13 protein-coding genes are annotated in these 13,149 nt (G+C 51.4%); 5 read left to right on the top strand and 8 right to left on the bottom strand.

The genetic code is table 11. The annotated features are described in order from the left end of the window. Nucleotides 1–219 precede the first annotated feature (219 nt). The gene (locus L4D79_RS27670) at nt 220–1,542 is read left to right on the top strand and encodes an anaerobic C4-dicarboxylate transporter (RefSeq protein ID WP_428656598.1); all 1,323 of its coding nucleotides are present in this window, start codon (nt 220–222) and stop codon (nt 1,540–1,542) included. 148 nt (nt 1,543–1,690) lie between these two features. On the opposite strand, the gene focA is transcribed toward L4D79_RS27670, so the two are convergent. The 6 genes from focA to L4D79_RS27640 all read right to left on the bottom strand — a co-directional run bounded on the left by focA (nt 1,691) and on the right by L4D79_RS27640 (nt 5,826). Next, complete coding sequence (gene focA, locus L4D79_RS27665) at nt 1,691–2,536, bottom strand: formate transporter FocA (protein WP_428656596.1); 846 nt, start codon at nt 2,534–2,536, stop codon at nt 1,691–1,693. Between the two features lie 356 nt (nt 2,537–2,892). Then, complete coding sequence (gene yfcE / locus L4D79_RS27660) at nt 2,893–3,441, bottom strand: phosphodiesterase (protein WP_428656593.1); 549 nt, start codon at nt 3,439–3,441, stop codon at nt 2,893–2,895. 104 nt (nt 3,442–3,545) lie between these two features. After that, a complete protein-coding gene (locus tag L4D79_RS27655; RefSeq protein WP_428656591.1) occupies nt 3,546–3,950 on the bottom strand; it encodes a CBS domain-containing protein in 405 nt (134 codons plus the stop codon). Further along, the gene (locus L4D79_RS27650) at nt 3,947–4,297 is read right to left on the bottom strand and encodes a P-II family nitrogen regulator (RefSeq protein ID WP_428656588.1); all 351 of its coding nucleotides are present in this window, start codon (nt 4,295–4,297) and stop codon (nt 3,947–3,949) included. The genes L4D79_RS27655 and L4D79_RS27650 overlap by 4 nt, the downstream gene beginning before the upstream one ends. Beyond that, nucleotides 4,287–5,081 (bottom strand): DUF1538 domain-containing protein, encoded by a 795-nt coding sequence (locus L4D79_RS27645; RefSeq protein ID WP_428656585.1) that lies wholly within the window; start codon nt 5,079–5,081, stop codon nt 4,287–4,289. Before L4D79_RS27645 ends, L4D79_RS27650 begins: the two co-directional genes overlap by 11 nt. A 10-nt stretch (nt 5,082–5,091) precedes the next feature. Further along, on the bottom strand, nt 5,092–5,826 hold the full coding sequence (locus L4D79_RS27640) for a DUF1538 family protein (protein WP_428656582.1): 735 nt from the start codon (nt 5,824–5,826) through the stop codon (nt 5,092–5,094). A gap of 237 nt (nt 5,827–6,063) precedes the next feature. Here L4D79_RS27640 and L4D79_RS27635 point away from each other — a divergent pair, with 237 nt between their 5' ends. Then, entirely contained in the window at nt 6,064–6,972 is a 909-nt protein-coding gene (locus L4D79_RS27635) for a TIGR01777 family oxidoreductase (RefSeq protein WP_428656580.1), read from the top strand. Between the two features lie 89 nt (nt 6,973–7,061). Here L4D79_RS27635 and L4D79_RS27630 read toward each other — a convergent pair whose 3' ends face one another. Beyond that, entirely contained in the window at nt 7,062–9,518 is a 2,457-nt protein-coding gene (locus L4D79_RS27630) for an ABC transporter permease (protein ID WP_428656578.1), read from the bottom strand. Continuing rightward, nucleotides 9,515–10,189: an ABC transporter ATP-binding protein gene (locus L4D79_RS27625; protein WP_428656576.1), complete on the bottom strand. Its 675-nt coding sequence runs from the start codon at nt 10,187–10,189 to the stop codon at nt 9,515–9,517. The genes L4D79_RS27630 and L4D79_RS27625 overlap by 4 nt, the downstream gene beginning before the upstream one ends. Here L4D79_RS27625 and tesA point away from each other — a divergent pair. From tesA to L4D79_RS27610, 3 genes are all read left to right on the top strand, one after another. Beyond that, nucleotides 10,188–10,787 carry a multifunctional acyl-CoA thioesterase I/protease I/lysophospholipase L1 gene (gene tesA / locus L4D79_RS27620; RefSeq protein ID WP_428656574.1) on the top strand — a complete coding sequence of 200 codons (600 nt, stop codon included), beginning with the start codon at nt 10,188–10,190 and terminating at the stop codon, nt 10,785–10,787. The genes L4D79_RS27625 and tesA overlap by 2 nt on opposite strands. A gap of 42 nt (nt 10,788–10,829) precedes the next feature. Then, nucleotides 10,830–11,666: an SDR family oxidoreductase gene (locus tag L4D79_RS27615; RefSeq protein WP_428656571.1), complete on the top strand. Its 837-nt coding sequence runs from the start codon at nt 10,830–10,832 to the stop codon at nt 11,664–11,666. 573 nt (nt 11,667–12,239) lie between these two features. Further along, nucleotides 12,240–13,094, top strand: coding sequence for a co-chaperone YbbN (locus tag L4D79_RS27610; protein ID WP_428656569.1), 855 nt, complete (start codon nt 12,240–12,242; stop codon nt 13,092–13,094). Nucleotides 13,095–13,149: the final 55 nt, after the last annotated feature.

The raw sequence follows: 13,149 nt of genomic DNA, 5'->3' as shown, positions 1-13,149 counted from the left end.
TTCGTTGAATATTTATTCCACTTTTTTCACGCAACTAACATCATATATTGACCAGCCTCACAATACCCACATAAAGAGCATGTTTATTCGTTAACGAGATGTATTTTCGGAACTTGTATACCACTTTTGGTGTAGTTGATGGTTTATAAATCCACCCTATGAACTTAGTGCAGAAGTTCAAGCGGATTGTAACTTATATGAAACAAGGATAATGGAAGAATGTTCTGGATACACCTGTTATTACTGCTAGCTGTCATTTTGATCGGTATACGCCACGGCGGTATCGCCTTTGGTCTTCTCGGGGGCCTCGGTGTCTCTGTGATGACATTCGTTTTTGGTATTGCGCCAGGCTCCCCCCCTGTTGGCGTTATGCTTATCATCTTGGCAGTGGTTGCAGCTTCGGCCACCCTTGAAGCCACTGGCGGCTTGAAGCTACTGGTTAAATTTGCCGAACGCCTGCTTCGTAAACACCCTGAGCATATTGTCTTCTTGGGGCCGATCTGTACCTATTCCCTCACGGTACTGGTTGGTACTGGTCACTCAGTGTATCCACTGCTGCCTGTTATCTATGACGTTGCCTACAAGAAAGGGATCCGTCCTGAGCGCCCGATGGCAATGGCAAGTGTTGCTTCACAAATGGGGATCACCGCCAGTCCGATTGCTGCTGCTGCCGCTGTCGTCATGGCAACAGCGATGGACAACAGTCTGGACATCAGCCTGATCAATGTGTTGATGGTGACGATTCCAGCAACCTTCGGTGGTCTGCTTATTGGTTGTTTGTGGAGTTTGAAACGCGGTAAAGATTTGGATGCAGATCCTGCATTCCAAGCACGTATGCAAGATGACGAATTCCGTAATAGCTTGGTCGATCCAGAGCAAGAAGGCTCAGCAGAAGAAGAAGCGGAACATCAGCGTACGGCGAAGAAAGGCCTTACCGTGTTCCTATTGGGTATTCTCTCGGTGATCGGTATTGCTTTATTCAGTAAGCAACTACTGCCTCAAGGCGTAGGCATGTCGGTGGCAATTCAGTTCCTGATGCTATCTGTCGGTGCGATTATCCTACTCACCACCAATATTTCACCTAAGCGTATCGTTAACAGCAATGTGTTCATTGCCGGTATGAGTGCCGTTATTACTATCTTCGGTATCGCTTGGTTCAGTGACACTATCATCGGCCACCACAAAGAATACCTCGTCGATCTGGTTAGCGGCATGGTCAATATCTATCCATGGTCATTCGCCTTTGCCATGTTCTTCGTGTCTGCCTTCCTGAAAAGCCAAGCAGCAGTATTAACCATTATGCTACCACTTGGTTTTGCGTTGGGTATCGACCCTGCGGTTCTAATTGGTGTGCTACCTGCGTGTTACGCGTACTTCTTCTTCCCGTTCTACCCTAGCGATCTGGCAGCTATCAGCTTCGACCGCTCAGGCACCACGGCTATCGGTAAATACGTTCTGAACCACAGCTTCATGATCCCGGGCTTTATCGGTGTCGGCTCAGCAACGATTATTGGTTACTTCATCTCAATGATGGTTAACTAATACCGCACCCTATTGCCCAGAAAAAGTACCGAGAATAAAAAAAGGCCGCTACATCCGTAGCGGCCAACATGTCAGACTCGAATCAACACAAGATATAAACTACTAGCCCAATACCAAGCTAGTAAACGTAGAACTCGGTACTCACCACTTACTTGCTGCGTAAGTAGATAATCCAATAACCCATTCCGACGAACACACCACCACCGATAATGTTCCCCAGTGTCACTGGGATCAGGTTATTGACAACAAAATTACTCAAGGTTAAATCGGCAAAATCCGCTGGATTCATCCCCGTCATTTGCCAGAACTCAGGTGTTGCAAGATGCTTGATACCAATCGCCATCGGTACCTGGAACATGTTGGCAATGCAGTGCTCAAAACCCGATGACACAAACATCGCGACCGGCAGGACCATCACCAAAATTTTATCGGTCAGGGTACGCCCACTGAAGGTCATCCATACCGCTACACATACCAGTACATTACACATCACGCCAAGGGCGACTGCCTGCATGAAATCGTGATGCAGCTTGTGCTGGGCAATTTGCATCGCATTGATACCAACAGCACCGCTTCCGGACATGTACTGCTTGGTCATCAGCATGATGGCCACCAGCAGCAAGGCACCAATCAGGTTGCCGATATAGACAACTCCCCAGTTCAGCCACAAGCTCTTCCAGCTGATCTTTCCGCTGGCACGGGCAACCAAAGTCAGTACCGAACTGGTAAATAACTCGCCACCGGTGATCACAACCAAGATCAGACCTAGGCTAAATGCCAAACCACCAACAAAGCGAGACATCCCCCACGCCATATCACCGGCACCGGTTGTCACTGTGGTATAGAAGACAAAGGCGATACCAATATGCATCCCTGCAGTGATCGCCAGCAGCAACGACTTCATCGGATCTTTGGTGGCCTTGCTTACACCTACCTCGGCCGCTTTCTCCGCCATTTGTGGCGGTAATAGCGAATCAAACTGATTCTGACACATATTGTTTGGCACCTGACACATCTTGAAACACACAAAATTAAGGAGGCGAGATAGTGACTTTTATCACACAAATATTCAAGCCATTGCCAAAACAATAATTCGAAATATACGAACGAATTACTCGGTTATACCGAATCAACAGATATTGTAAACATTGAGCAACAAATCCGTACGCCAAAGATTTAAATCACGCTAACATGCCGTCACATTGCCACTACATTTATACCCATTCGTGCATAACAGCAGAATTATATGCACTGCCTGAATCCTGCAACTTGAAGTCACTTGAGGATATACCGAGATCAAAAAAGGCGGCAAAAATGCCGCCTTTCTTCAATAGAGAAGAGGTTATTCAACTACACCAGTTCAACCTGGCAAATCACCTCATCATCAAATGACAGCACCTTTAGGGTGTTGCCTTCAAGTAGGCCGTAACTGGCCTGGTATTCACCACGCGGAATCGTCACCGAGCCCGGGTTGTAGACATACAGCGTGTCTTTCTTTTCGGCAACCGGTAGGTGAGTATGGCCTGAAACCACAACATCACCATCACGTAAGCGCGGGTGTTTGTCACCGTTATACAGGTGACCATGAGTCAAGAACAGACGGCGGCCATTTGGCAGCAGCACAAGGTTATAGTCCGCCATCATCGGAAAGTCCAACAGCATCTGGTCAACATCGCTATCGCAGTTACCCCTGACAGCGGTGATCTTTTCTGCATGCTGGTTAAGCTGCTCGGCCACGTCAATCGGTGCGTATCCTGCCGGCAACGCATTACGTGGGCCGTGGTTGAGTACATCCCCCAGCAGAATTAAGTGGTCAGCACCACTTTGCTCAAACTTGACTAGGGTACGACGGGTGCTTTCGGCACAGCCGTGGATATCAGAAGCAAAAAACAATTTCATGTCTGGTGATCTTTGTTCGAAACAGGATGCAGCGATCCTACACCGAAGGCCACGACAATGCCATTCGACCGGATAAGGTCTTAGCATACCGCAGCAAAGGTATACTACTCATCTCGCAGCATGCCGTTAAGGACGATATTGTTGTAGCTCACCATGCCTATGATCTTGCCGCTTTCAATAACCGGCGCCCGGCTGATACCGAAGCGCTCAAATAAGCGGGCACAGTAACGGACATCCATCGTTGCACTGACTGACAAAGCGGGTTTGGTCATGATCTCATAGATATTGGTCCGCTCCGGCGAACGATCCAGTGCCAGTACATTCTTGGCAATGTCGTTCATCAAGACGATGCCATATTCATCGTCATCGTTACGCTTGTTTACGATAAGAGCCTTGATTTGTTTTCGCTTGGCGATCCGGATTGCCTCGGCAACAGTAGTCAGCCCTTCGACAATCGCGAAGGTGTCCATCATGACATCTCGTACCCGGACCAATGTGTCATTACTCATAGCTTCGCCTCAACGACTTTGGTTAGTGTTTCTACCTGATGGGCCACGCCCACCGCATCCTCGACATCAAGCTGGACAGCAATTCCCTGTCCGGAAGAAGAGTCGAAGTCCCCGACCTGCTCGATGGTTTCCAAAATAGTTCGTGCCAAATGTTCTTCAACGACAAACAAGATCACATCACGCTGGACATCGAGCCCGAGGCCGAAAAAAGTTTTCTTCTGGTACAGCCCTTCCCCGCGGGCATTGTTGATCACCGTCGCGCCGGTCGCCCCAGCCTTGCGGGCAGCATCCAAGACGGCATCGGTTTTCGAATCTTCAACAAAAGCCAATATCAGCTTAAAGCGCATTTTCTTCTCTCCTCTTTGCCTGCCTTGCCGACAATTGGGCATAACCCATCACTGTGATCATCGGAAACAAACTGGCAAATGCAATTAGCCCGAACCCATCGAGCATCGGGTTTCTGCCCGGTACGGTGGAAGCCAGCCCTAGGCCTAGGGCTGTCACTATCGGCACCGTTACCGTCGATGTTGTCACACCGCCGGAATCATAGGCCAAAGGTACAATCATTTTCGGTGCAAAATAGGTCTGCACCACCACCACGCAGTAACCTGCCAAGATGTAATAATGCAGCGGGTCACCGACCACAATACGGTAGCTACCAAGCGCAATCCCCACCGCGACCCCCAATGCAACCGCAACACGCAGACCGTTGACACTGATGGTATCGCCCGATACTTGATTGGCTTTTATCGCAACCGCAATCAGGGAAGGCTCGGCAATAGTGGTACTAAAACCAATTGCGGCGGCAAAAATATACACCCAGTAATACTGGGTCCAAGGAATGACTGCCGGGATCCCCTCTCCGCTATCGAACAGGAAATCCATCGCCGTCAACTGAACCGCCATTGACTCCCCCAATGGGAATAGGGCTAGCTCAAGTCCGAGTAGAAAAAATGACAACCCGACAATAACGTAGACGAAGCCCAGCGCCACCCTGGGCCAATTGGTGACCGGGCGGCGCAATACAGCAAGCTGGAAACCAAAGATGATAACGGCAATCGGCAGGACATCGCGCACTGTCATCAGCAGGGTGGTGAAAAAATGAGGAATAATTCCGCTGAGCTCTGTCATCCCTATCCTCCTAGTGCACCAGCATGCCGTAGGCCATGACAAATATCATTGGCGTCAGCGAGGCAAAAGCAATTAAGCCAAAACCGTCCACAATGGGATTACGCCCTTTGATCGAGGATGCCAATCCCACTCCCAATGCGGCCACCAAAGGCACGGTAATGGTTGATGTCGTCACCCCGCCAGAATCGTAGGCAATCCCGACAATGGCCGCCGGCGCAAACCACGTCATGACCATTACCGTCAGATAGCCCCCCATAATCATCCACTGGATAGGCCAGCCTTTTAATATCCTTGTGACCCCGAGCATGATGGCTATCCCTACCGACAGGGCAACTGTAAGGCGCAAACCGGTGGCATAATCCAGCTGGCTCTTGGCATCGGTCGCTATCAAGCCCCCCTCGGCTGCCACCTTGGCGGCCTCGGCGGCAACGGCGGTGAGCGCGGGCTCAGCGATGGTCGTACCAAACCCCAAGCAGAAGGCAAACAACAACAGCCACCACACACTGCCCTTGCTGGCAAAGGAGCGAGCCATTGACTCGCCGATCGGAAACAGCCCCATTTCCAGCCCAAACACAAACAGCGTTAACCCGACCACGACAAAAGCCAAGCCGACGAGGATCGGGCCCAAATGTGGCAGCGGTTGCTGAAGGACAACCAATTGGAAGAAGCTAATCACCAAGATGATCGGTAATAAGTCTCGCAGGCTCGACAACAAGGATTTCAGCAGAGCGAGCAAAAAAGCCATTCCACCTCCTGACTGTAGGCCGGCATTTGAAAAGGGTATACCTTCAAGGTACTCCCCATTAATAATTAGACACAGCTTTTATGTGCCAACACGAGAGCTAGCACACATAACCTTATGTCATAAGGAGGGTATAACAAGTCTTTGGTTTAGCTATACTTACGTCTAGGACTAAGCACCACAAAGATAGATACGCTAAAGGTGGGTATGCTATAGATGGGTAAGCTTTAGAGGAGCAGCATGAAAATATTAGTGACCGGCGGGACCGGATTTATCGGCTCGGCATTAATCAATGCGCTAAAAGAACATGACATCACCGTATTGAGCCGCAACCCAGCCAAAGCGAGCCAAAACCTAGGCAGCAGGATCAACGCCGTCGCCTCCCTAGACCAATTCGATAACCTTGATGACTTTAATGCGGTAATCAACCTCGCCGGAGAGCCCATTATCAACAAACGCTGGAGCCCGCAGCAAAAAAAGAAAATTTGCCACAGCCGTTGGGGCCTGACAGAACACCTTGTCGAAAAGATCCAAGCCGGCAGCCAACCGCCCCACACCTTTATCAGTGGCTCGGCAGTGGGGATCTATGGCGACCAGCTAGACACGGTCATCGACGAGTCCTTTGCTATCAGCAATCAGGTTAAACACGATGACTTTGCCCACCATGTCTGCCAGCGCTGGGAAGAGATTGCCAATGAAGCCAGCAGTGAACAAACCCGGGTCTGCCTGCTGCGTACCGGTATTGTGCTAGGTAAACATGGCGGCGCATTGGCAAAGATGCTGCCACCTTACCAACTAGGACTTGGCGGGCCGATAGGCAATGGCTCGCAGTACACGCCCTGGATCCACCTGCAGGATATGGTGGATGCGATTGTCTTTCTGCTGCAGACACCCTCAGCCAGCGGTGCCTTCAACCTAACGGCCCCCGAGCCGGTGACCAACAAGGTATTCAGCCAATCTCTAGCCAAAGCCCTGCGCCGCCCGCATTTTCTTTTCACCCCTGCTTTTGTGCTGAAAGTCGTACTTGGCGAAGCATCCTCCTTGCTGCTGGAAGGGCAACGTGCCGTTCCACAAAAACTAGAGGCACTCGGCTTTGATTTCAGCTACCGGGATATTGACTCAGCCCTTAAGGCAATTGTTGCGGCTTAACCTTTTCACCGATTAAGTTTTTCGCCTTCACTCGAAAAAAGCTCCCATTACACAAGCGGTAACGGGAGCCAGGGATTCATGTATCGCGATCAGCCACGTACCGGTAATAGCAAGCTGTTAATCATCGATCGGATGATCAGCACCACCAGCAGAAGAGACAGCAAAGGCACCATCAACCACACTCCCGGGTGCCAGCTAACGGGTAACTCAAAGCCCCATTTCACCAGCGCAGCGACTACCGCTTCAGCACCAGCCGCAGCCATCACACCCGCCAGCAAAGCCATAATGCCGTATTCACCCCACACGGTTGCCGATACCCTTTTGCGGCTCGCCCCCAAGGTACGGTACAAGCGTATTTCGTCCCGTCGCTGGGCCAAGCTTAACCGCAGTAGGGTCATCACCAGTAGCAGCCCACTGACCACGCCCAAACCCGCCAATACCGACAGCGACAACGACACTTGCTGCATGATGCCTTGGATTCGGGTGGCCATGGTACGCAAGTCAAGCAAGGTTACCGTTGGATAATCCCGACCAAGCTGGTTAATCACTGCCTGCTGATCAGCCTCGATACGGAAACTGACCAGCCAGGTGGCAGGCAGCTCGGCCATCACATCTGGTGTGAAAATAAAATAGAAGTTGGGCCGCATATTTCGCCATTCGACATCGCGAATACTGGTCACCTTGGCACTGAAAGGCTGGCTATTAACATTGAAGGCCAACTCATCACCAACCGTGATATCCAATCGCTCGGCGATACCGGATTCAACCGAGACCCCACTTTCCTTGCTCCATTCACCGGCGATTAGTTCATTGTGAACCGGTATCGACTCACGCCAGGTAAAATTCAGCTCGCGGCGCAGTGACTCATCACGCTCTTGGTTACCTTGCTGGGCCCTTTCCAGCAAGTCTTGCTCATTGATATGGGTTATCCGGCCACGGATCACCGGGTAGCTATCGGAGCGCATCACCTGCTGCTGATCCAGAACGTCCAAATATTGCTGTTGCTGCTCCGGGCTGATATTGAGGGCAAACACATTGGGTGCATCGGCGGGCAAGGTTTGCTGCCAGTCCGCCAATAGATCAGAGCGGAGCAACCAGATCACCGACAGCAGCATCAGCGAGCTAGTCAAGGCTGCCAACTGAGCCCCCGTCGCTATCGGACTGCGGTTAATTCGGCTCAACGCCAAGGTAATTGCCGGCCCCCAGCGACCCCGCTTGAGCCCCCGCACAATCACGACACCCAGCAAGGCAAGTACCACAAGGATAAGCGCTAAACCCAACAAGGTTAACCACATCAATCCATTGCTGCCCAACCAGAACAACCCAGCCGCCAGTGGCAACAGTGCCAGCAGATAGCCCTTGTTGCTGCTCTGCCAGTTTTCCTGGCGCTGGATCACCGAGATGGCCGGCGCATCGACCAACCGCAGCAGCGGAATCCCCATTCCAGGTATCGCGACCAGTAAGGCAACCAGAACACTCACGACCAGCGGCGTAAACCCGATCCCCGGCAAAGGCTCAGGCAGGACATCAACCAGCGGTACCCGCAGCAAGTATTCGAGCAAAGCCCCTATGGTTATTCCGGCAACAAGGGCTAACGCAAATAACATCGCTAACTGGCGCGCCAGCCATTGCCAGAGCCACTTCCTGCTGGCCCCGAGGCTTTTCATCATCGCCACCACCTCCGTTCGGGTAGAAGCGTAATGCATACAGGTCAGTACCAGAGTCGCCGTTGCCATCAGTATCACGAGGATCAAGGTCAGCGAGAGGTATTGGCGGGCTTTTTCAATCACATCACCGGTGCGCCCCTGTGAGGTTTCACTCAACCAGCGATCTCCTGGTTCAAGCGCTACTTGCGCCTGCAATGCCTTTAGCTGGCTATCTGTACCGGTAAAATAGGCCCGGTACTGAACCCGGCTCCCCGGCTGGATCGCCCCGGTGTTATCCAAGTCACTGGCGTGGATCAGCATTGCTGGCATCTGGCTAAAGGGGTTAAACGACAGCTCCGGCTCTTGCACTATCGTCCCGCTGACCTTGAGTTCGGCATCACCAATGGCCAGCACGTCACCGGGTTTGACCTTCAGTAAATCGAACAACCGCTCAGCCAGCCACAATTCACCGGGCTGAACCTGATGGCGAATACCGGACGGGCTTTTCAGCTCAAGTTCGCCGCGTAGAGGGAAGTCACTCTCGACGCTTTTGACACTGACCAACTGCATCGCCTCATCACTAAAGGCCATGGTGCCAAAGCGTACCTGCTGAGATACGACCAACCCGAGTTGCTCTGCCTTATCCAGAGTTGGTTCATCGACAGGGTTAGCCGAGCGAAAGACCAAGTCCGCCGCAATCATGGATCGGCCCTGATCAACCATGATCTTCTCAACCCGGACAACCAATGCGGCGAGGGCAAACACGCAAGCAATAATCAACGTCAGGGCAACAGCCACAGGCCACAACTGACCATGCCACAGCTCACGCCAGCTCCATTTGAGTAGCATAGAGCGGTTCGTCGCCGATGTGTCAGATTGAAGTTCAGTCATCTCTGTCATGCGGCTACCAAGCTCCCACTTTCCATCACCAAGGTTCGGTCACAGCGTTGTGCCAATTGCGGGTCATGGGTGACCAATACCAAGGTTGTACCGTGATCGCGATTAAGGGCAAATAGCAACTCGATTATCGTGGCGGCAGTATGTTGGTCGAGGTTACCGGTTGGCTCATCGGCAAACAGGACCCGAGGCCGAGTCATAAACGCCCGAGCCAAAGCAACCCGCTGCTGCTCGCCACCGGATAACTGTGCCGGCAAATGTACCTCCCGGCCAGCAAGACCGACTTTCTCGAGGAGCTCACGGGCCCGCCCTTCATCGGCTTCTTCTCCTTTTATGATGGCGGGCAGCATCACATTTTCCAGCGCCGACAGGGATGGGATCAGCAAAAAGCTCTGGAACACAAAGCCAATACTGTCGCTGCGCAGTGCGGCACGTGCCTCATCATCCATCGCTGCCAGAGGCTTGCCTAATAATTCGATGCTACCTTGGCTCGGAATATCAAGGCCGGCCAATAAGGTCATCAAGGTTGACTTGCCCGCCCCTGATACACCGACCAAGGCAATTGCCTCGCCTTGCTCGACCTCGAGCGAAACATCCTGCAAAATGGTGAGCGACGATGATGCGGTCGTCACCTGCTTGGACACTGATACAGCTTTAATCACGGATGTAGACATGATGCGATTCCTTTCAATCATTTTTGTTCTTGTTTTCACTCAGCAGGCCTTTGCCGCCACCCTCGTTGTTCTGGGTGACAGCCTCAGCGCCGGGTACCAAATGCAGGCAGAGCAAAGCTGGCCAAGCCTGTTGGATACCGAGCTTGAAAAATATGGCCACGACGTCACCGTCATCAATGCCAGTATTTCCGGTGACACCACTGGCAATGGGATGGCTCGGCTTCCCCGCCTGCTGGAACAGCACCAACCCGACATTGTCTTGATCGAACTGGGTGCCAACGACGGGCTTAGAGGATTTCCTCCTACAACTATACGCAATAATCTTGGTGAGATGATCACCCAGATTGAGCAAGCAGGGGCTTATCCGCTGCTTATGCAAATATTTGTACCGCCAAATTACGGCAAGCGCTATAGCGATCAGTTTGCAAAAGTGTATCAAGATATCAGTAGCCAGCTGGAGATCCCGCTGCTGCCTTTTTTCCTTGAACACATTATTCTCAAGCAGGAATGGATGATGGATGACGGCTTACACCCCAAACCCGATGCCCAACCCTGGATAGCCGAATTCATGGCCAGAGAAATTGCCCCACATATTTAACCAACACAACAACAGACTGTTTGACAAGGAATGCTCCCGACTATGCCTAGTAACACGCTCCGTATTCTGATCACCGGTTGTAGCAGCGGCATTGGCTACTATTGTGCACAAGCACTCCACCAGCAAGGCCACCAGGTTGTTGCCAGCTGCCGTCGGCAAAACGATGTCGACAGGTTAAAAGAAGAAGGCTTGCACTGTGTGCTCATGGACATGGATGACGAAGCCTCGATTGAGCATGGATTTAGCGAAATGCTTGCTATCACTGGCGGTACATTGGATGTGCTGTTCAACAACGCGGCCTACGGCCAGCCCGGCGCCCTTGAAGATCTGCCAACCCACGCCCTGCGTCAGCAATTCGAAAGTAACCTGTTTGGCTGGCATCACCTGACGAGACTGGCTATCCCTGTAATGCTGGCACAAGGCAGCGGTAAAATCGTCCAGAACAGCTCAGTTCTGGGCCTTGTGGCAATGAAATACCGAGGCGCCTACAATGCCAGCAAATTCGCTCTTGAAGGGTATACCGACACCCTGCGCTTGGAATTGGCCAATACCCCTATCAAAGTCAGCTTGATTGAGCCCGGTCCAATAGAGAGCCAGTTCAGGGCCAATGCCAAAGCAAAGTTCGAGCAATATATCGACATGGCGAACTCCCGCCACCACGCCAGTTACCAAAGCACCCTCAACCGACTTGGCAAGTCATCACCCTCGAACAAGTTCACCCTCGGGCCTGATGCTGTGCTCAAGCCATTGCAAGCCATTCTGTCGGCCACTGAGCCAAAAGCCCGCTATTATGTTACCCAGCCGACATACATATTCGGATTCCTACGCCGTATTTTGCCGACTAGACTGCTCGATTCGATGTTAATCAAAAGTGATTAATACACTCAACCACCTTGCAGCCCAATGATAGCCCCGGTCAATAGTGCCCAATAAACACACAGGGAAATAAGCAAGTTACAAGTAACCGGGATCAAAAAAGCAGCAGTGGGGAAATACAAACCTTAAAAAACACTGAATAGCCGGGCGGAAGTAAGATTTCCGCCAATAAAAACAAGAAATGTAATATTTGTGTCACACAGCACAGTTAAGCTTGTCGTGTAAATTGAAGGTTACTCCCTACTGGCCTTCACTTTTCTCCGTAACCGTTCCGATACAGAAAAGAAGAAAGGTGTGACGATGACATTACGCCAAGTAAATATCCTTTGTGTGTGTGTGACACTCGCATTGCTGCTAACGTTTCAATAAAACTGGAGAGCCCGAGCCCGGCTCTCCATTTTTATTTGATCCTGTTACAACTGGCTCTGCGATATTCCCCCTGGGTAATTTCGCCCCAACCTGTACCATCTCACTGCTTCACCTTGAAAATTCACGCCTTCCCCCCCATAACTAGTTCAACGAAGAAATTTATGGCCTACGCGCTTTTTCAGAAGTCCAGGGAGTGAAGATAAACCCATGTATGACCAACTAGCCATCGAATTGAACGAACAGAATCTTCAACAGGTAATCGAGCAATCGATGCAAACCCCTGTCGTGATCAGTTTTTGGGCCCCATCCATGCCTGAAACCGCTGAAGTTAATCAAATTTTGGAAAAGCTGGCAGCGTCTTACCAAGGCCAGGTCACCCTTGCGATCCTTAACTGCGAAGCTGAACCCATGGTTGCAGGCCAATTTGGCGTACGTAGCCTACCGACCGTTGCTGTGTTTAAAAATGGCCAGCCGGTTGATGGCGCTGCGGGTCCGCAAACGGAACAAAGCCTCGCTGAGATGCTAGCTAAACACCTTCCAAGCCCAGAAGAGCTGGCTCTGAAAGCGGCCTTGGAACAGGTTGATAACCAGCAGTACAACGAAGCCTTACCGGTACTGCGTGATCTGGCAACCAAGTTTGCTCAAAACAGCGTGATCAATTTGGCGATTGCCGAATGCCTACTGGGCACTTCCCAGTTCGACGAGGCAGAAACCTTACTTGCCACTATCCCGATGCAAGATCAGGATGCCAAGTACAAGGGCTTGATGGCGAAACTGGAACTGCATCAGCAGGCCAGTGATTCCCCGGAAATCCGTCTATTAGAAGAGAAAATGGCGGCTGAACCCGACAACCGTGATATTGCCTTTGAATTGGCAGTGCAATATAGCCAGGTTGAGCGTGCTGAAGAAGCACTGGAATTACTCATCAACCTACTTCGCAAAGACATGAATTTTGCTGATGGTGCGGCGAAGAAGAGCATGATGGACATTCTCGCCGCCCTTGGTCAAGGCAATGCGGTTGCTAGCAAATACCGTCGTCAGCTATACTCACTGCTGTACTGAGTACATACAACGGCTTGCAATGTATAATGATAAAGCAGGGAATTCCCCTGCTTTT

The organism is Photobacterium satsumensis, from assembly GCF_050336935.1.
Taxonomy (GTDB): Bacteria; Pseudomonadota; Gammaproteobacteria; order Enterobacterales; family Vibrionaceae; genus Photobacterium; species Photobacterium satsumensis.
Note: the sequence above shows the minus strand (reverse complement) of the source record. Positions and strands in the feature narration are given on the sequence as shown.